The following is a 22,253-nucleotide window of genomic DNA, read 5'->3' on the forward strand; positions in this document are numbered from 1 at the left end:
GCTCTTCAGCAGCGCGATGGTCGAACTCCTCGTCACCTATCTCGACATGACGGCGCCGCCATCGGGGCCAGCGCTGGCCAGTCCTGTTGCCACGGCCACGATCGGCCGCGAAAACCTCTCGCTGGCTGCCTATCTCGATCTTTATCGCGCCGTCGGCGAACCTCTGGATTGGGACCAGCGGCTGCGCATGCCGGCCGCCGAACTCTCGGCCCTGCTTGCCCATCCGTCGACATGGCTCAATGTCCTGCGCGTCGATGGCACCGCCGCCGGCTTCTGCGAATTCAACGGCGTCGGCGAACCGGTCGTGGAGCTGGTTCACTTCGGCCTGGTCGCGGCCTTCCAGGGCAGGCGGCTCGGACCCTATCTGCTAGACAGTTCGTTGCGCGCCGTATGGGCGACGCGGCCGCAGCGCGTGTGGCTGCACACCGACACCAACGATCATCCGAAGGCGCTGTCGGTCTACCAGCGAGCGGGTTTTACCGTCCGCGAACGGCGGATGGAAAATTTCCCCGATTAGGGGCGAGGGCCAAGCCTCAACGCCTCGATCGAGCGCTTCAGATTTTCCCGCGCCTGGCGCTCGAGGCGATCGCGGAAAATCTCGGTGTGGAAGATATGGTCGCGCTCGACGAAGGTCTTCAGCACCGCGCCGCGGCCCGCCACCCAAAGCGGCTCATCCACCCAGGCATATTCGCGCCGCACCGCCGCCTCATAGGCATCGAACACGGGCGGCGCAGCTCCCAGGATCGACAGGTCCATGTCGAGCAGCAGCGCCGCGTCGCGCCGGGCGGGCGCGGGGTCGAGAGCCGGAACCGTATGGGTAGCTGTCGCCTCGATCATTGCGACGATGCGGCCGATGCGCTGCGCGTTGGTTCGCCCGTCCAGTTTCTCGGCGGCGAGCACGGCACTTTGCGCCTCGTTGTCCTTGGCGCGGCTGTCATAGATCGCGTCATGGAACCAGATCGCCGCTTCGACCGCCTCGGGATCGGAGAATGCAGCCCGGTGTTCGTCAAGCAGCCGCAGCAGCGCCTCGATATGGGCGATGCCGTGATAGTGGCGGTCGGCGGTGCGGTAGAGGGCCGAGAGCTCGGCCTTCATCTCATGCGTGAGAAGCGGCGGTTTCATTGTCCGGTGAACTCCGGCCGGCGCCGTGCCTTGAAGGCGGCGCGACCTTCGGCATAGTCGGTGCTGGCGAAGGTAAGGTCTCCGGCCGCGCGGGCGCGTTCTGCGTCCGCAAGGTCGCCGCTCAACTCGGCGTTGATCGCCAGTTTCGAGGCCTGCACGGAAAGCGGCGCGTTGGCGGCGATCGTCGTGGCAATGGCCATCGCGCGTGGTTCAAGCTCGTCGGCGGCGACGATTTCGAGCAGCAAGCCGGCCTCAAGTGCTGCGCGCGCATCGATGCGCTCGCCGGTGAAGGCAAGATAGCGGGCCATCTGCTGGCCGGCCGCGCCGACAATGTCGCGCATGGCATCCTGCGGATAGGCGAGACCGAGCTTCGCCGCCGGCACGGCGAAGAGCGCATCGGGCGCTGCTACCCTGAGATCGGCGGCCGCGGCAAGGCCGAAGCCGCCGCCGAAACACACGCCCTTGAGCGCCGCGATCACCGGCGGGCGGGCATTGCGCACCGCCGCGAAGGCGGCCGAATTGGCCGCCTCGTAGTGACGGGCATTGTCGCCGCCGCGCAGCGTGTCGAATTCGGCGATGTCGGCACCGGCGGAAAAATCAGCGCCTTCGCTGCTCAGGATAATGGCCCGCACCGATGCATCGGCCGACAGCGCCTCGAAGGTGGCGGCCAGCGCTTGCCACATGGCGAAGGTGATGGCGTTCTTCTTCCGCGGGCGGTTGATGCGCACAGAGGCCACGTTGTCGGCGACCTTCACGATCAAGGGTTCGTTTTCCATCGCCGGTTGAAAATCCGCGTGCCAAATCCAATTGAAGATGCACTAAGGAAAATTGAGTTCACCCGTGCTATGATATGGCTTATAGCAGCGGCCGGATAAGACAAGCCTGCCCTTGGAGACTATCCATGAACAGCATCAGCATCGCCCGTCCGAGCGCCTTGCAGCCTGTCGATCCGATCTGGCGGGCGATCCGCGACGAGGCCATGGAGGCTGTGAACCGCGACCCGCTGCTGGCCGCATTCCTCTATTCCACCATCCTCAACCAGGACAGCCTGGAGGATGCGGTGATCCATCGGCTGGCCGAACGGCTTGCCCATCAGGATGTCGGCGCTGACCTGATCCGCCAGACCTTCAAGGCGATGCTGACCGACGATCCCTCGTGGTCGAGCGTCGTGCGGGTCGACATCCAGGCCTATTTCGACCGCGATCCGGCCTGCGACCGCTTCATCATGCCTGTGCTTTATTTCAAGGGCTTCCACGCCATCCAGACGCACCGGCTGGCGCACTGGCTATGGAACCATGGCCGCAAGGATTTCGCGCTCTATCTGCAGAGCCGCTCCTCCTCGGTGTTCCAGACCGATATCAACCCGGCCGCCCGCATCGGCAAGGGCATCTTCCTCGACCACGCCACCGGCTTCGTCGTTGGCGAGACGGCGGTGATCGAGGACGACGTCTCGATCCTGCACGCCGTGACGCTGGGCGGCACCGGCAAGGCCGGCGGTGACCGTCACCCCAAGATCCGCCACGGCGTGCTCATCGGCGCCGGTGCCAAGATCCTCGGCAATATCGAGATCGGCCATTGCTCGAAGGTGGCGGCCGGTTCGGTCGTGCTGTCGGCGGTGCCCCACAACAAGACGGTCGCCGGCGTTCCGGCCCGTGTCGTCGGCGAGACCGGCTGCGACCAGCCTTCGCGCCAGATGGACCAGCTGCTGCCGTCGCAGTCGATGGAGCATGTCGTTTCGTTCGACATCTGAAGTGTTTTCTCCTCTCCCCGTTTACGGGGAGAGGATGCCGGCAGGCAGGTGAGGGGCGGGAACAATCGCCGAAGACTTGCGCAGCCCCTCATCCGGCCCTTCGGGCCACCTTCTCCCCGTAAACAGGGAGAAGGAAGACAGCGTCGACCCGATTGCCTTTACATCGCCATCCTTGCCATGTCAGAAGCGCTGGACGCCGTGTGCGCCGGATGGTGCCAGGCAGCCATTTCCTAGCGGAGAAAGCCGTTGAAACCCGACGAAATCAGAAAACTCGACGCCTATTTCAAGCGTGTCTTCCAGAACCCAAGGCTGGAAGTGAAGGCGCGTCCGCGCAAGGAAGATTCGGCTGAACTCTATCTCGGCGACGAGTTCCTCGGCCTCGTCTACAAGGATGAGGAAGAAGGCGACTACAATTTCTCGATGGCGATCCTCGACATCGATCTCGCCTGATCAGGGCATCGCACTATCTTTGGAGCGCCGCACGTCCAAAGGGACGCGCGGCGCTCTAAATGTTTTTGAAGCTGTGCGCCGCCACCTACTTCTTCGGCGCGACGCCCGTTTTCAGGCCATGCGCCGCAAAGGCCAGAACGGCGGCGTCCAGCGCCTGCCAGTCGGCCAGGAACTCCTTCGGAAAACGGTAGGTGAGGCTGAGCCTCTCGCCGACGAGCACGTCCCGCTCGCAAGGCGCCAGCGACTGTTCGGCGCTCGGCCCGACAAGGCAGCGCGCGACGAACGGGTCCTTGCCCGGCCGCTCGGCCACCGCCAGCATTTCATTCAGATAGCCCGATTTTTCGTTGAAGCCGTAAAGCGTGATGCCGCCCGGGCCCGGCGTTCCTGGCTTGGCGATCAGCGAACTGTAGATCGGCCCGAAGCGGCCGCTCATGTCGCGCGACATCGACTGTTCCTCGAAGGTGAGGAACAGGATGGTCCTGTTGCCGCTGGCATTGTTGAATTCGTCGCGGGCGGCGGCGCTGTAGCCGTCCATCCTGGGATAACGCACATAAAGATCGAGCCGCTCGGCCACGCCGTTGCGCCGTGCCTTGTCGAAGCGGATGACATTGTCGGGCATGGCCAGCACATTGTTGCCGATGACGATTTCGTGCACCGTCGTCGCATCGGAATAGCCACCCATGGCGATGGAGCGGCCGTACCATTTTCCAGCGACGCTGATGGTGGCCGACAACAGCGCGACAATGGCGAAGCCGTAGAGAACCTTCATCATCAGCGTCGAATCGACAACCGTGAATTCATGACTGTCGGCGACGGGCTTGCTCATGCGGGGCTCGACGATTGCGGGTTTCGGATGGTCGCGACGCGCGATTCCGGCAGGCTGAGTATCCGGTTGGACTGTGCGGAATTATGGTAAATGGACCGTAAAGGGCGGCGCCGATGCTTGTCATCGAAGCCGGCGTTCCTCTACTGTCCGCCCGATCCGAATGGAAAGCTCAGGAAGAACAATGCCGCTCTATGCACTGGACGGAAAGGCGCCGCGCTTCGTCGATGCCGACAGCAATTGGGTCGCGCCGGATGCCACGGTGATCGGCGATGTCCGCCTCGGTCGCAACGCCGGCATCTGGTTCGGCGTGGTCATCCGGGGAGACAACGAGCCGATCACGATCGGCGACGACACCAATGTGCAGGAACACACCGTCATGCACACCGATATCGGTTTTCCGCTGACCATCGGCGCCGGTTGCACCATCGGCCACCGGGCCATGCTGCATGGCTGCACGATCGGCGACAACAGCCTGATCGGCATGGGTGCCATCGTTCTCAACGGCGCCAGGATCGGCAAGAACTGCCTGGTCGGCGCCGGCGCCCTGGTGACCGAAGGCAAAGAGTTTCCAGACAATTCGCTGATCGTCGGTTCGCCCGCCCGCGTGGTGCGCAGCCTGGATGACGGCGCAGTCGCCGGGCTGCGCGGCTCGGCCGCACACTATGTCGCCAACGGCAAGCGCTTCAAGGATGGCCTGAAACAGCTTTGAGCGGGCACGTTCCCGTGCCAGCCTCAAAAAAGGCGGAGCCGGCCCGGGGACTGGGCCGGCTCCTTTACCCGGTCTTCGGGGACGGGGAGGGTAGGGACTCGACCGGGTATTCGCTGCTCCACGAAGCGATGGGAGGCCTTGTTGTGGCCTCCCTGTGCCTCAGCGGACGCTGGCGACCGCGTCGGCGCGGCCGTCGGTGATCGTCACCCAAACGCCCGAATTCACTTCGGACTGGCGCTTGAGATAGGTGTAGGGGGTCTCGCTCCACAGCTTGACCTTGGGCTGCAGATTGTCGAGCACGAAGTCGCCCATCGAGGTACGCACGGTAAGCACGGCATGGCCGTCGCCATTCGGCTGGCGGGCAACGGTGATCAAGAGGTCGCCGGCCGGCACGCCCATCGCCATCAGCTCGCGGCGCTTCTCCATCGCATAGTCCTCGCAGTCGCCGTAGCCGTTGTCCGGGTAGGACCAATATTCCTCGACACCGTAGTTCTCGAGATCGGTGCGCGGCTTGATGCGGGTGTTGACCGAATTGTTGACCTGGATGATCTCGGCCCACAGCGGACGGCTGAGCTCAATCGGCGCGCCCTTTGGCGTGCGCTCGTTGCATTCCTGTGGCAGGCGCTGGCAAAGGTCGTAGTGGCCAACCGGCTGCGTGGTACGATCGCTGGTCGGCATGAACTTGGCACCGGCCTCGGCAGTGCCCAGAGCGCCGAACAGAAGCGCCGCCGCCAGAAGCAGTTTGCCCGTCAGTCCCGTCATTTTGCAGTCTCCCCGTTTGCGAGGATAATGACAGGGTCGAATTTATTTGACGCAAAATCGGGGAGTAGATATTGAGTAAAACATAGAATGAATTGAATTCAACATTGAATTGAATAAGTATAAAATAGTTACGATTTTTGTTGGAAATTGTTAACCATGTGAAGCTCGCGGAAACCGTGCTTCCGTTGAAGGGGCGTTTGGCGCGCAATCCGCGATAATGGACGCCGTCTGCTCACCGTCGCGGGTCAGAGCCGCGATGTTGAAATCCGCCAAACGTGGCACGTCAGCCTGCCAGGCTGGGGCGACTTCATCAGCAACATTGCAAGTTTTGATTTGCCGTCGCCAAGTTTTTACCACTTGCGGTCGGTTCGACTAAGGTCGAATATTGGCAAATGAAGGACAAAGCCTAACAACGGTCTGGTTCCGGTGAGATAATGGCTGTTCTGCAAGGCGATGGCCTCCTGCGCAGTGTTTTGGACCGGGCCGCGGTCGGCATGGCGCTACTCGACGAGGCTGGACATTGCCTCTATGCCAACAGCGCTTTTGGCGCGCTTTTCGGTTTCGAAACGCAAGAAAGTATCGACCAAACGCTTGCGGCCATCACCCATCCTGATGATCGCGGCAAGCTGGGCTCGTCTGTGGAGGCGGGCGAAGGTATCGAACGGCGCTATGTTCGCAAGGACGGCACCGCTTTCCACGGCCTCACCAGCATCTCGGCCTTGGGCGAGGCGGCCGCCGGCACGCCGTTCCGTTTCGTTTTGCAGATCGTCGACATCGAAGCCCAGAAGCAGGCCGAACTGCAGCTCGCCGAAAACGAATGGCGCTGGAACAATGCGCTGCTGGGCTCCGAGCAGGCGGTTTGGGACACCGACGTCCTCACCGGACGGATATGGATATCGCCCCAGATCAGGACGATGATCGGTCTCGAGCCCGGCGACGTCGAGATCGACGAAGCCGAATGGGCGCAAAGAATATATCCCGACGATCGCGATCGCGTGCATGACGCGGTCAAGAACATCGTTACCGGCCGGTCATCCACATTCGAGGAAGTTTATCGGCTCCGGCACGAGAACGGGCAGGCGGTCTGGATTCATGCGCGCGGCAAGGTGGTGCGGCGTTCGGCCGAAGGCAAGGCGCTGCGCTTCGTCGGCACCGTCACCGACATCACGCACCAGAAGGAGATGGAGGCCCAGCTTGCGACGGCCTCCGAATTGCTGGAGGTGGCGCTTGAGGTTGGCGGCATCGGCATCTTCCATGTCGATTATCCGAGCGGCAACCGTCACTGGGACGCGCGCACCCATGAATTGCACGGGGTAACGCCGCAGACATTCGATGGGTCGGTCGAAGCGTTCAACGCGCTGCTCAGTCCCGAGGACGCCGCCAAGACCAAACGTACCCGCGAAGCGGCCTTCAAGGCGGGCAAGTCCGGCTACCAGCTCGACTACCGCATATTCCTGCCGCGAAAGAAGGCCTACAGACACATCCGCGTTTCGGTGCGGCTGATCCGTCGCTCGAATGGCACTGTCGAACGCGCGATCGGCGCGTGCTGGGATGTCACCCAGGATGTCGAGCGCAACGCGGAACTGCGCGATACGTTGGCGCAACTTGCAAGCGTGACGGAGCGGCTGCAGCTTGCCCTGGAGGCAGGTGAGGTGGGCACCTACGATGTCGACCACACCACGGGTCTGCGCAGCTGGGACGAGCGCACATTGGCGCTCCATGGCGTGACGGCCGGCGAGTTCGATGGCTCGCGGGAAGCCTATCATCGCGTCATCCACCCGGACGATCTGCAACGGCTTCGACAGAGCTTGAGCACGTTCGCGGCATCCGGGGACATGTTCCAGTGGATCGAATACCGGGTCGTTCATCCGCGCTCGGGCGAGGTTCATCACATTCGCGCCGCGACCAAGGCCATCCGCAAACCCGATGGCACCGTCCACCGCTTTGTCGGCGTCTGCTGGGATGTCACCGAGCAGGTCCAGCGCACGAAGCAGCTCCACGACACGCTGACCCTCTTGGAAACCGTCATGCGCGGTACGCCCGACCTGATCTTCGCCAAGGATCTTGATGGCCGCTACCTCGTCGCGAACAAATCGTACGAAAAGCTGGTCGGTCGGTCGGGCTCCGACCTCATCGGCAAGACGGCGCAGGACCTCTACACCGCCGAAGTCGCGCAACAGATTACCGCCAACGACCGGCAGGTGATGGAAAGCGGCGTCGCCAGCACATTCGAGGAAACGCCGATCAACGAGGGCGTCCGGCGTGTCTTCTCGACGACTAAGGCGCCGCGACGCAACGAGAAGGGCGAGATCGTCGGCATAATCGGCATCGCGCGCGACGTGACCGAAATGAAGGCCGCCGCGGCAGCCTTGCGCAGAAGCGAAATGCGCTGGCAGTTCGCCGTCGACGGCGCTGGCGACGGCATCTGGGACTGGAACCGGGAAACCGATCAGGTCTTTTTCTCGCAGCGCTGGAAGGCGATGCTGGGTTACGAGGGCGATGAAATCGGTTCGACAGTCAACGAATGGTCCGACCGCGTGCATCCGGAAGACCTGCCCGGTTGCCTCGCGATCATCGAGAAGCATTTCCGCGGCGAGACGCCGGATTTCGCGCTCGAGCATCGCATGCGCGCCAAGGATGGTTCCTGGCGCTGGATCTACGATCGCGGCAAGGTGATCGAACGTAGCGACGACGGCAAGCCGCTGCGCTGCATCGGTACGCATACCGACGTTACCGAGCGCAAGCGCGTGGAGGCGGCGATCCTAGCGCTGAACCAGCGTTTGCAATTGGCCGTCGAGGCCTCGGAGGCGGGTATTTTCGATCTCGACTTCGCCACCGGGCAGTTTACCTGGGACGAGCGCATGTACGAGCTGTACGAACTGTCGCGCGACGGATTCGACGGCACGCTCGACCATTGGATGACCTTCATCCATCCCGACGATGTGCCCGAAGTGCTTCGTCGCTACGAAGTCGGCGTCCAGGAAACGTCGGTTTTCTCAATGGATCTACGCATCAGGCAGCAGCGCTCGGGTGCCATGCGCCACATCCGCTCGCTTGCCAAGCTGACACGAGACGACAATGGCGCGCCGCTGCGCGCCGTCGGCATGAACTGGGACATCACCGATCATGTCGAGCTGACGGAGGCGCTGTTCGAGGAGAAGGAGCGGCTGCGCATCACGCTGCATTCCATCGGCGACTCGGTGATCTCGACGGACGCGCAGGCGCGCATCACCTTCATGAACCCGATCGCCGAGGAAATGACCGGCTGGCTGGCCAGCGAAGCCGCCGGCAAGCCGCTGCGCGATGTGTTCAGGATCGTCGACGAGCAGACCGGCGACGCTATCCCGGACCCGGTCGAGACCTGCCTCGACCGGATGCAGCCCTTCTATCTGAGCGACGGCGCGATCCTGATCGCCCGCAATGGCGAGCGCCGCAGCGTTCGCGATTCCGCCGCCCCCGTGCGCACGGCGACCGGCGAGGTCATCGGTGCGGTGCTGGTGTTCCAGGACGTGACCAAGGCACGCACCCTGCAGCAGGCGCTGGAGCACTCCGCCAACCACGACAGCCTGACCGGTCTGCCGAACCGCGCCGCATTCGAACGCGAATTGCGCGTTGCCAATGAAGAGGCGCGCATGCAGCGCCGCGAACATGTGTTGTGCTTCATGGACCTCGACCGCTTCAAGCTGGTGAACGACACCGCCGGGCACGCTGCTGGCGATGCGCTGCTGCGCGAAGTGGCCAATGCGTTGCGCCGTATCTGCCGCACCGACGACATCGCCGCTCGGCTCGGCGGCGACGAGTTCGGCCTGCTGCTTTATGATTGCACCGTCGAACACGGCCAGAAGATCGTCCAGCAGCTTCTGCGTCAGTTGGCGGCGCTCAAATTCGCCTGGGATGAGCGGACCTACCAGGTCGGCGCATCGGTCGGCCTGACGGCGATAGACAGCCAGGGGCTGCGCATCGACGAGTTGATGAGCCAGGCCGACATCGCCTGCTACACGGCCAAAACCGCTGGCCGCAATCAGATCGCCGTCTATGGCGGCGCCGGTAGCGAGGCGCATCGCAACCACCGCCAGGCGCAGGTCGCCGCTGGTATCCGCAACGCCATCGAGGCAAACCGCTTCCGTTTGTTCGCGCAGGAAGTGCGGCACCTGAACGGGAAGATGAACGGCGGCCGCCACTACGAGATTTTGCTCAGAATGCTGGGCGATGACGGCAGCATCGTCGAACCGGCCGCCTTTATCCCGGCGTCGGAACATTACGACCTGATGGGCAATATTGATCGCTGGGTGATCCGCACCACCTTCCAGGACTACGGTCCGCGCCTCGCCGAGGCGACCAACCTGTCCTTCGCCATCAACCTCTCGGCCAATTCGCTCAACGACCCCTTCCTGTGGCCGTTCCTGCAGGAAGAACTCGATCGCTCAGGATTGTCGCCGCGCCGGCTGCATTTCGAGATTACAGAGACGGCGGTCATCAACAACCTGACCGCCGCCAAGCAATTCCTGTCCAAGGCGCGCACGGCGGGCTGCGGCGTGATGCTGGACGATTTTGGCACGGGCCTCAGTTCCTTCACCTATCTGCGGCAGTTTCCGGTCAACGGCCTGAAGATCGACGGCGGCTTCATCCGCCAGATGACCGAGAACGATCTCGACAGGGCGATCGTGGAATCGATCAACGCCGTCGGCCACCGGCTGGGCGCCGTCACCGTGGCGGAGCAGGTCGAGGACGAAAAGACGCTGGAACTGGTGCGCGAGATGGGCATCGACCAGGCGCAGGGCTTTGCCATCGCGCTGCCGCAGCCGCTGGAAACGATCTTCTGAGCGTCGAAGATAACCAAGGCTGGCGGTCGACGCGATCCGCCAGGCAAGCCTGTGCCGAAACAGGCGAGATTTCGGCGGCGAACAGGAGAGGAGGCTAGGCCCTCGGCCGGTTGAACTCGGAATCGAGCGTTTCGGGACGCTGCACGACGGCGAACTCGATGGCGATGCCTTCCTCGAAATGGCGCACCACCTGGCCGCGCATCGTGCCCAGCACCACCTGCACGCCGATCGCCGGCTTGACGTCGATCTCGATCGCCGCACCCGAAAGCGACAGGTCGATGATGCGGCACTGATACTGGCGGCCGTCGGAAAGATGCAGCACGCTCATCGGGTTGCGCGGCGCCACGCGCTCGTGGCGGCGGTCTTCCGGCAGGTCCAGCTCATGCTTGTTGGCCAGCCACGTCAATTGCGCGGCCAGCTTGTCGCGCTTGCGCTCCGAGGCAACCACGGTCATGGCGAAACCGTCCTGCAGGCGACGCGTCATCACGCCTTCGATACGGCCGATATGGTCGAGATAGGCGATGATCTTTTCGCCGGGTTCGCCGGTGCGATCGGCGCGCAGGGCTACGTTGCCGGGCGACATGTCGATCACCTGGCAGGGATGCTCGCTGCGGTCTTCCAGCATGAAGCGGCCATAAATCTTCACGCGGACACGCTGAAAGTTGCGTCTTTCAGCTGCCGCCGGCGCGTGCTCGATCGCCGCTGACCTCATCACCACCCGTACCTCGTTGGCATTCCTACGCCGTTGCGAGGAATTTCGGGGGAACGCTACAGCATGAGAAGTTAAAAAATCAGAAAATGTTAACGTCAGCTTAGCTGCGTTTACTCTTCTTCACGCCCGCCCTCCAGCACGACGAGATGACGTACCTTACGTCCGCGTCCGAGAGGGCCGAGACCGTCGCGCCGGTCGAGGTCGGTCGGCGCCAGCGACGGTGGGGTGATCGCGGTCCGGCTGGCCAAGGCTGCCATCTCCTTGTCGGGATCGACGATGCGGATCGATTCGATCAGCGCGTCGACGATCGGATCGGAGCCGAGCCAGAATGGCCTTTCCGCCACCGAGACGATGCCCAGGCAGCGCGGGTGTTCGACGCCACCGTCGAGCGGCAGCGCCAAAAGCTCGAACTTGCAAGGCCGGCCGCTGCGGCTGATCCCTTCATAGGTGATCAGGACCACCGAGCGCTGGTCGAAGACGCCGTGAATGAGGCGCGACACCAGCCGCTGGTCCTTTTCGCGCCACAGCGAAGGAAAGGAGAAGCCTTTCAACTCGCGCCCATGCGTCGCGCACAGCCTCGTGCCCGCCAGCCGAAACACAGCCTCGCCACGCGTATCCTTCTCCAGGATAAAGGTATCGGCGAGCAGAGCCTTGATGTCGGCTGGCTCGACTTCGGTCCGCCGGGGGGCCGGGCGGCCGGCGCGCAGCCGATTCCAATATTGGAACAGTGCGATCGATCCGTTCAGGTTCATTTTCGATATGCTCCGCGCTGCCCTTTCACCGGATGTGCCATCGGGGAACAGGAGTGCGTCTTCCGATGACCTACATGGGACGCGGAGCAGGATGCGTGCCAGCTTGCCGGGCGTTTGTTAACCGGTCGGGGACGTTAAGGTTAACGAAAGGTTTAGATTGCCGCTCAAACTTGGTCGTGCAAGATTGAAATCACTCCAGTTTTCGCTGCCGCCTCGTTCCAGGCGGCGGTGCAGCAGGCAAAGACTTTCAGGGGAGCAAGGGGGCTCGACCGACCGCCCGAGGGAAACTTCGGGCGGTTTTCTTTGATTCGCAGGCCTCGATTCGGCGCCGATCTCCATTTGTGAAATAACGCGCCTTGCCTTACATGCTCGCGGACCGAAACGGGAAGAACGCGATGAACGAGGCAGGACAGGCCGAGCCAACGCAGGACGAGGCCTTGCCGCGCGAGCCCGTCTTCAACCTGCCGGCTGTCATCATCGCGATCGTCGCCGTCTGCTTCGGTGTGCATCTGGTACGCCTCTATCTGCTGACCCAGCAGCAGGATATCGAGCTTCTCATCCGCACCGCCTTCATTCCGGTTCGTTATTCCGGGCAATACGATCTTGATTTTTATGCCTTTTCGAGCCCGTTCACCTATACATTCCTGCATGGCGGCTGGGCGCATCTGATCGTCAATATGGTTTGGTTGGTGGCGTTCGGGTCGCCGCTCGCCAACCGCATCGGCGCGATGCGCTTTATCCTGTTCTTCGCGTTCACCGGTCTTGCCGCGGCATTCTTCTTCTTCGCCATCCATCCGACCATGCAGGCGCCGCTGGTCGGCGCCTCGGGCTCGATCTCGGGCATGATGGGAGCGGCCGCGCGTTTCGCCTTCAGCATCGATCGCTCCACCGGCAAGGGCGCATTTGGCGGTGCGCCATTGCCGTTCAGCGCCGTGCTGCGCTCGCGCGCCACGCTGAGCTTCCTCGCCGTCTGGATGGTCATCAACATCGTCACCGGCGTCGTCGGTTTCGTGCCGGGCAACGACAGCCAGATCGCCTGGGAAGCGCATATTGGCGGGTTTCTCGCCGGCTTCCTCTGCCTGCGCTTGTTCGATCGCCGGCAAGCCCGGCAGGCTTGATCGGAATACTTGAAAAGCGGTCGATCACGGCGCACCATGTCCCTGCTTGACGTCGTTGTCCGCCCGACTGTGAGGGGCAGGCGGATCATGCAGAGGAGGACGCCATGACTGTTAAGGCAATTCTTGAGGCAAAGGGCCATGCGGTCGTCACGCTCGGCCCCAACGCGAAACTGGCCGAAGCGATCCAACTTTTGGCCGACCGCCGCATCGGCGCTCTGGTGATCACCAATGGCGATCGCAAGATCGTTGGCATTCTCTCCGAGCGCGATGTGGTGCGGGTCGTGGCCAAGGAAGGCGCGGCGGCGCTGGAACTTCCGGTGCGCGCCGTGATGACGCCGAAGGTCAAGATCTGCAACGCCAACCACACCGTCAACGAGGTCATGGAAATCATGACCAATGGCCGCTTCCGCCATCTGCCGGTGGAAAAGGACGGCTTGCTCGACGGCATCATCTCGATCGGCGACGTGGTCAAGCGGCGCATCGAGACGGTGGAACGCGAGGCCGAGCAGATCAAGGCCTATATCGCGACGGCCTGATTTCTGTCCCTCCCCAAGAGGGACTTGGCGACTGGCGCCTCCCCACRCCGGCGACAGGCCGCGTGGGGAGGCGTTTTCGTTGGATATCAACGATTGTCGAGCTGCGCGCGAACCAGCCTCAGACCCTCACGCGTGATGCGATAAGGCCCGCCATTGCTGGATGCGACGGCACGTTTGCTTTTCAGTTTCTTGAACAGGGTGAGATCGAAGTCCGGATAGCGCCACCCTTCGCGGGTGATGCAATGTGCGAGCTCGATCTTGCCGTTGTCGTCTTTTTCGACGTCGATGCGTCCGCCCCGCGCGAGCAGGTGCAGGATGCGCTGTTCCAAGCGCGATACGTTCATTTGGAAAATTCCCGGAAAACCTGGCCGGCGCGTCGGCCCGAAACCGGAACCGGTTTCGGCAAGCGCGATGCGCAAACTCTGGACGGCCAACAACAAAAACCGCAGCCACGCGAACGCGGCACGGGGTTTCAGGTTTTCACGCCCCGCCTTCAGAGGAAGGTCGGGGCCTTAGCGGGACTCAGACGAAGTAAACATCCACACTCCATGGGATGGAGGGCATATAGGCGAAGTCCGGCAAAAAACCAAGCTGGCCGGAGCGAGCCTATCAAACGCGGACGAAATCAGCCCCGATGATCGAGCCGCGCCACCAGCCGGTCGCCCAGCCACTGAATGCCGCAGACCAGCACGATCAGCACCGCTACCACCGCGATCATGACGCTGGTCTCGAAGCGCTGGTAGCCATAGCGGATGGCAAGGTCGCCGAGCCCGCCGGCACCGATGGCGCCTGCCATGGCGGATGCGCCGACCAGCGTCACCAGCGTCACCGTGAAGCCGGCGACGATACCGGGCAGGGCCTCTGGCACCAGCACTTCGCGGATGATGGTCCAGCGGTTGCCGCCCATGGCGCGCGCCGCCTCGATCAGACCGCGGTCGACCTCACGCAGCGACACTTCAGCGATGCGGGCATAATAGGGCGTCGCCGCGATCGACAGCGGCACGATCGCCGCCCATGTGCCGATCGAGGTGCCGACGATCAGCCGCGTCACCGGGATCAGCGCGACCAGCAGGATGATGAACGGTACCGAACGGAAGCCGTTGATGATGGCACCGAGAACGCGGTTCAGGGCAAGGTTCTCGGCGATGCCGCCGCGCTCGGTGGCGATCAGCGCCAATCCGAGCGGCAGGCCGGCGACGAGCGAGATGAGGCCGGAGGCGGCCGTCATCACAATCGTCTCCCAAAGCGAGCGCAGCAGAAGCTGAAACATGATTTCAGACATAACCGAGCACCTTTGCCCGGGCGCCCCGGGCGGTCAGGAAATCGAGTGATTTGGCGACCTGGCCGTCTTTGGCGGCAATGCCGAGGAACAGGCTGCCGATGGGCTCGCCCTGGACATGGTCGATGCCGCCATGGATGAGGCGGAAGCGGCCGGGAACGGCCGCACCTAGCTCGGCCAGCAGCGGACGCCGCGCGGCATCGCCGGCTACGTCGACGCGCAGGATCGCCTCCCTGCCGGGAACGGGCGAAAGCCTTTCGGCGATCGCGGCGGGAAGCTGCGGGCGGATGCCGCCAAGCAGGCTCTGGGTGATCTCGGATTGCGGATCGGAAAAGACCGACCAGACCGGCCCTTCCTCGACAATGCGACCGGCGTCGATCACCGCGACGCGGTCGGCGATGGAGCGGATCACTTCCATCTCGTGGGTGATCAGCAGGATGGTCAGGCCGAAGCGCTGGTTGATGTCCTTGAGCAGGGCCAGGATGGAGCGCGTCGTCTCGGGGTCAAGCGCCGAGGTGGCCTCGTCCGACAACAGCAGCGCCGGCCCGGCAGCGAGCGCTCGGGCAATGCCGACGCGCTGTTTCTGGCCGCCCGACAGTGACGAAGGATAGGCTTTGGCCTTGGCGGAAAGGCCGACGAGCTCGAGCAGTTCTGCAGCGCGCGCCCGGCGCTCCGCTTTCGGCCGGCCCTCGATCTTCAGCGGCAGGGCGACATTGTCTTCCACTGTCTTGGCCGACAGGAGGTTGAAATGCTGGAAGATCATGCCGATGCGCCGCCTGAGCGGCTGCAGTTCGCCCTCGGAGAGGCGGCTGATCTCGCGGCCCTCGACATGGACCTCGCCGGAATCCGGCCGCTCCAGCCCGTTGAGGCAGCGGATCAGCGTCGACTTGCCGGCGCCGCTGCGGCCGATGATGCCGAGGATTTCGCCCTTGCGCACGGTCAGCGAAACGCCTTCCAGCGCCGGCGTCTCGCCGAAGCGGCGCTTGAGGTCGACCAGGCGCACGACCTCTTCGCCGGCTGCAGGGGCGGGCTGGGCCGGCCGGACGTCGTCGTCCGACAGCTCAGCCGGATCGGGTATTTCCGCCAGGACGTGCTGGTTCACGGGATATCCTTTCAGCTCCACGACTTCCCGCGGCGCCGCATCGAGCGGCTCCATGTCGGACAGCCCGCCACCCCAGGGGCCGCGGGCTGCATGCCGTTCCAGATAGGGGTGCATCGCGCTTAGTAGGCGCTGATGCCGGTGCCCTTGTAGACGCGGTCGAACTCGGCCTTCACGGTCGGGTTCTGGTAGGCGGCGACCAGCGTCTTCACCCATGGCGCGGTTTCATTGCCCTGCTTGACCGCGATGAAGTTGCGGTAGGGGTTGTCGGCGATCGGCTCCTGGGCGATGCGGTTTTCCGGCGTCAGCCCGCTTTTCAGTGCCCAGTCGGTGTTGACGACAGCGGCGTCGAGATCCTCCACCGAGCGGCCGACGATGCCGGCGTCGAGTTCCTTGATGGTGATGCCGCCGGGGTTTTCGGCGATGTCGGCTGTGGTGGCCAGAATGCCGGTGCCATCCTTCAGCTTGATCAGCTTGGCGCCTTCAAGCACGCGCAGGGCCCGGCCTTCATTGGAAGGATCGTTCGGCACGCCGATCACCGCGCCCTTGGCCAGATCGGCCACCTTGGCGTGTTTCTTCGAATATAGGCCGATCGGCCAGACGCCGGTATAGCCCACCCGCACAATGTGATAGCCCTGCGTCTTGATCTGGTTGTCGAGATAAGGCTGGTGCTGGAAGGCGTTGGCGTCGATCTCGCCGCGCTCCAGCGCCTCGTTCGGCTGGGTGTAGTCGTTGAAGACAACGGTCTGGATGATGAGGCCGGACTTCGCCGCCTCGGCGGTGACGACGCGCCAGACATCCTCGTCCTCGCCGGAAATGATGCCGACCTTCACCGCCTTCTTGTCTTCCGCATAGGCGGATGAAGGTGCCGCGAAAGTGACGAGGGCGACAGCCGAGGCAAGCAGCGCCGCAAGGCCGGCGCGGCGGGTGATCCTGGCAGACAGCGGGCCGGATTGGTTTTTCAAAGTGATGGTCATGGCGGTCCTCAATCGAAAAAGCCTTGGGAGGCGAAAAGGGTGGCGGCGCGGAATGCGAAGCCTGTCTTTATCGTTCACAAAGCCGGCTTTCCGTTCAAAGGACCGCTTTGCCCGGCGCATGGTATGTGCGGAATATCGTCTCAAAGATTCCGGCGATCGGAGCAGAACGAACCTCGCCTTCGCAGTTGCGAGATGACGAGGTGCAAAGTTTTTCCTACAAGAGGTGAAGCGAGGCGGAGCTTTCGGCGTCTTGCCTCATGCGGCTGGTTGCGCTAGCCCAAACCGACGATTTTCTCAGCTTCCCGAATACAGGTTCCCATGGCCCTCATCGACACCCGCACGCCCGACGCGAAACGCCTGATCCCCGGCGCCACCGGCGATTGGGAAGTGATCATCGGCATGGAGGTCCATGCCCAGGTGACTTCGGAAGCGAAACTGTTCTCCGGCGCCTCGACCGCCTTCGGTGCCGCGCCCAATGCCAATGTGTCGCTGGTCGATGCCGCCATGCCCGGCATGCTGCCGGTCATCAACGAAGAATGCGTGCGCCAGGCCATTCGCACCGGCCTCGGGCTGAAGGCCGAGATCAACCACAAGTCGGTGTTCGACCGGAAGAACTACTTCTACCCGGACCTGCCGCAGGGCTACCAGATCTCGCAGTTCAAGCAGCCGATCGTCGGCGAGGGCACGGTCATCGTCTCCGTAGGCCCGGACAAGAAGGGCGAGTTCGAGGATATCGAGGTCGGCATCGAGCGCCTGCATCTCGAACAGGACGCCGGCAAGTCGATGCACGACCAGCATCCGACCATGTCCTATGTCGATCTGAACCGCTCCGGCGTGGCGCTGATGGAGATCGTGTCGAAGCCCGACATTCGTTCCTCCGAAGAGGCCAAGGCCTACATCACCAAGCTGCGCACCATCGTGCGTTATCTCGGCACCTGCGACGGCAACATGGACGAGGGTTCGCTGCGCGCCGACGTCAACGTCTCGGTGCGCCGGCCGGGCGAGGGTTTCGGCACGCGCTGCGAGATCAAGAACATGAACTCCATCCGCTTCATCGGCCAGGCCATCGAATATGAGGCGCGCCGCCAGATCGCCATTCTGGAGGACGGCGGCAAGATCGATCAGGAAACCCGCCTGTTCGACGCGGTGAAGGGCGAGACCCGCTCCATGCGCTCCAAGGAAGAAGCGCATGACTACCGCTATTTCCCCGACCCGGACCTTTTGCCGCTGGAATTCGACCAGGCCTATGTCGATGCCTTGGCCAAGGACCTGCCAGAACTGCCGGACGACAAGAAGACGCGGCTGGTCGAGAAGCTCGGCCTCTCCGCCTATGACGCCTCGATCCTGGTCTCGGAAAAGGCGATTGCCGACTATTTCGAGCAGGTGGCGGCGGGCCGCGACGGCAAGACGGTGGCGAACTGGGTCATCAACGACCTGCTGGGCGCCTTGAACAAGTCTGGCAAAGCCATTGAAGAGACTCCGGTTTCGCCGGCTCAACTCGGCGGTGTCATCGACCTCATCAAGGAAGGCACCATTTCCGGCAAGATCGCCAAGGACCTGTTCGAGATCGTCTGGGCCGAGGGCGGCGACCCGAAGGAGATCGTCGAGAAGCGTGGCATGAAGCAGGTCACCGACACCGGCGCCATCGAAAAGGCAGTGGACGATGTGATCGCGGCCAACCCCGACAAGGTCGAGCAGGCGCGCGCCAAGCCGACCATGGCGGGCTGGTTCGTCGGACAGGTCATGAAGGCGACCGGCGGCAAGGCCAACCCGCAGGCGGTGAACGACCTGGTCAAGGCCAAGCTCGGCATCACGGAATAGTCGCCATGTTCGTGCGCACGGCGGGCGAGCGCGACCTTGAGACGATCAGGGCGCTGCTCGCCGAGACATGGCATGCCACCTACGACGCCATTTATGGCGTGGAGGGCGTGACGGCGATTTCCGAACACTGGCACTCCGTGACTTGGCTCAAACAGCTTTTGAGGCAACCGCGTTCGGAATTCATCGTTGCTGACACCGGTGCCGAGCTTGCCGGCGTGGCTCATGCGGTGATGAAGGAAGACGAACTGGTCGAAGTGACGGAACTCGACGTGCGCCCGTCAATGCAGGGCAGGGGCGTTGGTGGCCTGCTGCTGGCCGAACTGGAAGATTCTTTTCCTGAATGCAGGCTGATGCGGCTGGAGGTCGAGGAAAAGAACCAGCGCGCGCGGGACTTCTACCGGGCAAACGGCTTCGTCGAATTTGGCAGGCGCCCCGCCACTCAATGGGTCGACGCCATGATTGTGAGTATGGAAAAGCGGTTGGGGTGAAGGCGCGCCCTGCGTTTTTCTCGCGGGAGCGCGGCGCGCCTGTGGACCTGTCAGCTACAGGTGCAGGAAGGCCGACGCGGCGCCGCGGGCGCGCTGCCTGATCTTTCCCGGCTCAGGCGGTTCGGCAAGGCCGAGCAGCAGCTTCATCAACAGGTCGCCCCACAGCAACGCCAGGAACAGCTCCGTCAAATCGACAGTGTCTCCGACCAGCAGGCCGCGCGACCGCGCCTGTTCCAGGATCGCCGTCAACTCATTGCGCGCCGCCGCCCGGCCAATCGAATCCAACGCCCGCGCGATCTCCGGTGCCCGTTCGGCCTCGGCGATCGCCAGGCGAAAGACGCCCAGCACAACCGGGTCACTGATCTCGCGAAGCAGTCGCTCGCCGAATGCCGACAAAACGTCGGCGAGACTTTCGCGATCATCAAGCTCAGGCGTGCCGGCCAAAGGGCGCATGCGGCCGGCGCGCTCCGATATGCAGGCGACCAGCATGTCGTGCTTGTTGCCGACCAGCGCGTAGAGCTCGCGCTTGGAGACTTTGGCGCGGGTTGCGATCTCCAGCATGCTTGTCTGAGCATAGCCGTGCACGCCAAAGGCCGCGAAGGCGGCGTCGATGATGCGCGCCCGCGCCGGCTTCCGGTCCGCATCATCCGGCGGCGAGGTCTCGGATGCTGTTGCCACGGCGTCCTCCTTGACTTTGGTACCGATGGGTACCATCATAGCGGCCGATGTTGTCGCATTCCATCACTCATGCTGATCGGGCGGTCCCGACGGGAGATGTTTATGTCGCCGGCGACTATTTTCACAATCCAACTCGTCCTCGGCTATGTGCCATGGTTGCTGATATTAGGCACCTATGTGTTGCCGAAACTGAAGTCGATGGACCATTTCCAGGTGCAGCGCGCCATCGCCACGCTGCATAGTTTCCGCTTTTTCGGGCTGGTCTTCATCCTTCCCGGCGTCGTCGGTCCGGATTTGCCCGCAGGATTTGCGCCATCCGCTGCCTATGGCGATTTCATCACCGGGGTGCTGGCCATGGTTGCGCTGCTGGCGGTCCGGGTGCGGCCGCTGTTCTGGCTGTTCGTCGTCGCCTTCAACGTGGTGGGAACGGCCGATCTCATCATCAACTATTATCACGGCGTGCAGCTGGGGCTTCCGGATCGGGCTGGCGCACTGGCTGCTGCCTATTGGGTTCCGATCCTCTATGTACCGGCCTTGATGATCACCCACGTGCTGGCATTCTATCTGCTGGCCCGGCCGCAGCCCAAGACGGCTGAGATCATCGCCGGAGGGTTGGCGTCCTGACGCTCCGGATTGGGCAGAGCCCTCAAATCCCCGTCACCTCGATATTGTCGATGAGCCGTGTCGTGCCGAGCCAAGCCGCGGCTAAGATGCGCCCGGCGCGGTCGCGGCGCCAAGGCGCAAGCGTGTCGCTCTCGCGCGCTTCGACATAGTCGACGCGGCCGAAACCGGCCTCCAGGATATGCAGCCGGGCGGTTTCGAGCGTTTCTCCAGGATCGGCGCCCAGCTGAAGCGCCGATGCGGCGTGGCGCAGGATGGTGTTGAGCTGCCGGCCAACCGCCAGTTCCGCCGGCGAGAGGTAGGCGTTGCGCGAGGACATGGCCAACCCCTGCGCATCGCGCACGGTCGGCGCGCCGATCACTTCGACAGGGATATCGAGGTCGCGGCAGAGCTTCTTCACCACGCAGAGCTGCTGGTAGTCCTTCTCGCCGAAGATCGCGCAGTCTGGCAGCGCCTGCAGGAAGAGCTTGGCCACAACGGTGGCGACGCCGTCGAAAAAGGTCGGGCGGAAGTCCGTCTCGAGCCCGGCCGAGGGGCCGCCAATGGCAATTTTGGCGGCAAAACCGTGCGGATACATTTCCGCCGCCGTCGGCGTGAAGGCGAGTTGCACGCCGGCGTGCGCCAGCCGCTCGAGGTCGGCGGCAAGCTGGCGCGGATATTTGTCGAGGTCTTCGGTCGGCGCGAACTGCGTCGGATTGACGAAGATCGACACCACGCAGCGATCGGCACGTTCCAGCGCGATGCGCATCAGCGAGACATGGCCGTCATGCAGGGCGCCCATGGTCGGCACCATAGCGACGCTCAGGCCCTGGCTGCGCCAATCCCGCACCACGGCGCGAAGATCGGAAACAGTTTCAATGACTTGTGGCTGTTTCATGATTCTGCCTTGCCCTTGGGCTGGAAGACATGTTCGGGGCCGGGGAAGCTGCGGGCGCGCACCTCCGAGCCATAGCGTGCGGCCGCCTCGGCCACGATGTCGCGCAGCACGGCATATTCCTTGACGAATTTCGGCACGCGGTCGACGGTCAGCCCGATGGCGTCATCTATGACCAGGATCTGCCCGTTGCAGACCGCACTCGCGCCGATGCCGATGGTGGGAATGGCGGACCGGCGGGTGATTTCGGCGGCCACCGGTTCCATCGTGCCTTCGATGACCATTGAGAAGGCACCGGCGCGCTCGACCGCCTGTGCATCGGCAAGCAGCGCGGCAATGGCGTCGTCGGTGCCGCCCTTGATCTTGTAGCCGCCGTCCTTCTCCACCGACTGCGGCTGCAGCCCGATATGGCCCATCACCGGGATGCCGGCGCTGGTGATCGCGGCAATCTGCGCCTCCATGTCGACGCCGCCTTCCAGCTTGACCGCGTCGCAGCCGGTTTCGGCGATCAGCCGCCGGGCGGAGGCCAGCGCTTCGGCGGAGGAGTGCTCGTAACTGCCGGCCGGCATGTCGAGCACCACGCAGGCATGGGACGAACCACGCATCACCGCCTGGCCGTGCAGGATCATCATCTCCATGGTGGCACCGAGCGTCGTCTTGTGGCCGTGCAACACCATGGCGACGCTGTCGCCGACCAGGAGAAGATCGACATGCGGATCGAGCAGCCGGGCGATCGGATAGGTGTAGGCGGTCAGGCAAACGATGGGCGTGCCGCCCTTGCGGGCCATAAGCTCGGCAGGCGTGATGCGGGGCGTGGCCGCAGTCGCGTCGGAAGCCATCTTTCTCCTCCCTCGAC

General features: G+C 63.4%; 23 protein-coding genes. 10 read left to right on the top strand and 13 right to left on the bottom strand.

Going from position 1 to position 22,253, the window contains the following annotated elements:
- Window positions 1–16: 16 nt before the first annotated feature.
- Entirely contained in the window at window positions 17–517 is a 501-nt protein-coding gene (locus AB4136_RS10700; protein WP_024926567.1) for a GNAT family N-acetyltransferase, read from the top strand.
- Here AB4136_RS10700 and AB4136_RS10705 read toward each other — a convergent pair.
- Window positions 514–1,122: an HD domain-containing protein gene (locus tag AB4136_RS10705; RefSeq protein ID WP_024926566.1), complete on the bottom strand. Its 609-nt coding sequence runs from the start codon at window positions 1,120–1,122 to the stop codon at window positions 514–516. The two genes, AB4136_RS10700 and AB4136_RS10705, sit on opposite strands and share 4 nt — an antisense overlap.
- Window positions 1,119–1,898, bottom strand: a complete 780-nt coding sequence (locus AB4136_RS10710) for an enoyl-CoA hydratase-related protein (RefSeq protein ID WP_024927652.1) — start codon at window positions 1,896–1,898, stop codon at window positions 1,119–1,121. Before AB4136_RS10710 ends, AB4136_RS10705 begins: the two co-directional genes overlap by 4 nt.
- Before the next feature lie 125 nt (window positions 1,899–2,023).
- Here AB4136_RS10710 and cysE point away from each other — a divergent pair, with 125 nt between their 5' ends.
- Both cysE and AB4136_RS10720 read left to right on the top strand, forming a co-directional pair.
- Window positions 2,024–2,872: a serine O-acetyltransferase gene (gene cysE, locus AB4136_RS10715; RefSeq protein ID WP_024926564.1), complete on the top strand. Its 849-nt coding sequence runs from the start codon at window positions 2,024–2,026 to the stop codon at window positions 2,870–2,872.
- Window positions 2,873–3,118: 246 nt separating this feature from the next.
- Window positions 3,119–3,322: a DUF3126 family protein gene (locus AB4136_RS10720; protein ID WP_024926563.1), complete on the top strand. Its 204-nt coding sequence runs from the start codon at window positions 3,119–3,121 to the stop codon at window positions 3,320–3,322.
- 85 nt (window positions 3,323–3,407) lie between these two features.
- Here AB4136_RS10720 and AB4136_RS10725 read toward each other — a convergent pair whose 3' ends face one another.
- Entirely contained in the window at window positions 3,408–4,148 is a 741-nt protein-coding gene (locus AB4136_RS10725) for a hypothetical protein (RefSeq protein WP_024926562.1), read from the bottom strand.
- Between the two features lie 181 nt (window positions 4,149–4,329).
- Here AB4136_RS10725 and AB4136_RS10730 point away from each other — a divergent pair, with 181 nt between their 5' ends.
- Window positions 4,330–4,857: a gamma carbonic anhydrase family protein gene (locus tag AB4136_RS10730; RefSeq protein ID WP_024926561.1), complete on the top strand. Its 528-nt coding sequence runs from the start codon at window positions 4,330–4,332 to the stop codon at window positions 4,855–4,857.
- A gap of 159 nt (window positions 4,858–5,016) precedes the next feature.
- Here the strand turns inward: AB4136_RS10730 and AB4136_RS10735 are convergent, their stop codons facing one another.
- Window positions 5,017–5,619 (bottom strand): transglutaminase-like cysteine peptidase, encoded by a 603-nt coding sequence (locus AB4136_RS10735; RefSeq protein ID WP_024926560.1) that lies wholly within the window; start codon window positions 5,617–5,619, stop codon window positions 5,017–5,019.
- A 434-nt stretch (window positions 5,620–6,053) separates the two neighbouring features.
- Between AB4136_RS10735 and AB4136_RS10740 the strand changes: the two genes are divergently transcribed.
- Complete coding sequence (locus AB4136_RS10740) at window positions 6,054–10,442, top strand: PAS domain-containing protein (RefSeq protein ID WP_137900462.1); 4,389 nt, start codon at window positions 6,054–6,056, stop codon at window positions 10,440–10,442.
- 94 nt (window positions 10,443–10,536) lie between these two features.
- Here AB4136_RS10740 and AB4136_RS10745 read toward each other — a convergent pair whose 3' ends face one another.
- Window positions 10,537–11,154 carry a PilZ domain-containing protein gene (locus tag AB4136_RS10745; protein ID WP_024926558.1) on the bottom strand — a complete coding sequence of 206 codons (618 nt, stop codon included), beginning with the start codon at window positions 11,152–11,154 and terminating at the stop codon, window positions 10,537–10,539.
- Between the two features lie 110 nt (window positions 11,155–11,264).
- Window positions 11,265–11,906, bottom strand: a complete 642-nt coding sequence (locus tag AB4136_RS10750; protein ID WP_137900463.1) for a PAS domain-containing protein — start codon at window positions 11,904–11,906, stop codon at window positions 11,265–11,267.
- A gap of 395 nt (window positions 11,907–12,301) precedes the next feature.
- Here AB4136_RS10750 and AB4136_RS10755 point away from each other — a divergent pair, with 395 nt between their 5' ends.
- Complete coding sequence (locus AB4136_RS10755; protein ID WP_137900464.1) at window positions 12,302–13,024, top strand: rhomboid family intramembrane serine protease; 723 nt, start codon at window positions 12,302–12,304, stop codon at window positions 13,022–13,024.
- A 104-nt stretch (window positions 13,025–13,128) separates the two neighbouring features.
- On the top strand, window positions 13,129–13,560 hold the full coding sequence (locus tag AB4136_RS10760; protein WP_024926555.1) for a CBS domain-containing protein: 432 nt from the start codon (window positions 13,129–13,131) through the stop codon (window positions 13,558–13,560).
- Between the two features lie 86 nt (window positions 13,561–13,646).
- Here the strand turns inward: AB4136_RS10760 and AB4136_RS10765 are convergent, their stop codons facing one another.
- The 4 genes from AB4136_RS10765 to AB4136_RS10780 form a co-directional block, all read right to left on the bottom strand.
- Window positions 13,647–13,904: a YjhX family toxin gene (locus AB4136_RS10765; protein WP_024926554.1), complete on the bottom strand. Its 258-nt coding sequence runs from the start codon at window positions 13,902–13,904 to the stop codon at window positions 13,647–13,649.
- 281 nt (window positions 13,905–14,185) lie between these two features.
- Window positions 14,186–14,842, bottom strand: a complete 657-nt coding sequence (locus AB4136_RS10770; RefSeq protein ID WP_024926553.1) for a methionine ABC transporter permease — start codon at window positions 14,840–14,842, stop codon at window positions 14,186–14,188.
- A complete protein-coding gene (locus AB4136_RS10775) occupies window positions 14,835–15,941 on the bottom strand; it encodes a methionine ABC transporter ATP-binding protein (RefSeq protein WP_373426397.1) in 1,107 nt (368 codons plus the stop codon). The genes AB4136_RS10770 and AB4136_RS10775 overlap by 8 nt, the downstream gene beginning before the upstream one ends.
- 119 nt (window positions 15,942–16,060) lie before the next feature.
- Entirely contained in the window at window positions 16,061–16,915 is an 855-nt protein-coding gene (locus AB4136_RS10780; protein ID WP_137900465.1) for a MetQ/NlpA family lipoprotein, read from the bottom strand.
- Between the two features lie 318 nt (window positions 16,916–17,233).
- On the opposite strand from AB4136_RS10780, the gene gatB reads away from it, so the two are divergent.
- Entirely contained in the window at window positions 17,234–18,736 is a 1,503-nt protein-coding gene (gene gatB, locus AB4136_RS10785; RefSeq protein WP_024926550.1) for an Asp-tRNA(Asn)/Glu-tRNA(Gln) amidotransferase subunit GatB, read from the top strand.
- 5 nt (window positions 18,737–18,741) lie between these two features.
- Window positions 18,742–19,224 (top strand): GNAT family N-acetyltransferase, encoded by a 483-nt coding sequence (locus AB4136_RS10790; RefSeq protein ID WP_024926549.1) that lies wholly within the window; start codon window positions 18,742–18,744, stop codon window positions 19,222–19,224.
- A 54-nt stretch (window positions 19,225–19,278) separates the two neighbouring features.
- Here the strand turns inward: AB4136_RS10790 and AB4136_RS10795 are convergent, their stop codons facing one another.
- Window positions 19,279–19,902 carry a TetR/AcrR family transcriptional regulator gene (locus tag AB4136_RS10795; protein ID WP_051504842.1) on the bottom strand — a complete coding sequence of 208 codons (624 nt, stop codon included), beginning with the start codon at window positions 19,900–19,902 and terminating at the stop codon, window positions 19,279–19,281.
- Between the two features lie 102 nt (window positions 19,903–20,004).
- On the opposite strand from AB4136_RS10795, the gene AB4136_RS10800 reads away from it, so the two are divergent.
- Window positions 20,005–20,526, top strand: a complete 522-nt coding sequence (locus tag AB4136_RS10800) for a hypothetical protein (RefSeq protein ID WP_137900466.1) — start codon at window positions 20,005–20,007, stop codon at window positions 20,524–20,526.
- Window positions 20,527–20,548: 22 nt separating this feature from the next.
- Here the strand turns inward: AB4136_RS10800 and panC are convergent, their stop codons facing one another.
- Together panC and panB are read right to left on the bottom strand one after the other, a co-directional pair.
- The gene (panC, locus tag AB4136_RS10805; protein WP_024926547.1) at window positions 20,549–21,400 is read right to left on the bottom strand and encodes a pantoate--beta-alanine ligase; all 852 of its coding nucleotides are present in this window, start codon (window positions 21,398–21,400) and stop codon (window positions 20,549–20,551) included.
- Entirely contained in the window at window positions 21,397–22,236 is an 840-nt protein-coding gene (gene panB / locus AB4136_RS10810) for a 3-methyl-2-oxobutanoate hydroxymethyltransferase (RefSeq protein WP_024926546.1), read from the bottom strand. Before panB ends, panC begins: the two co-directional genes overlap by 4 nt.
- Between the last annotated feature and the right edge of the window lie 17 nt (window positions 22,237–22,253).

Source organism: Mesorhizobium sp. 2RAF21 (assembly GCF_052115345.1).
Classification (GTDB): domain Bacteria; phylum Pseudomonadota; class Alphaproteobacteria; order Rhizobiales; family Rhizobiaceae; genus Mesorhizobium; species Mesorhizobium terrae.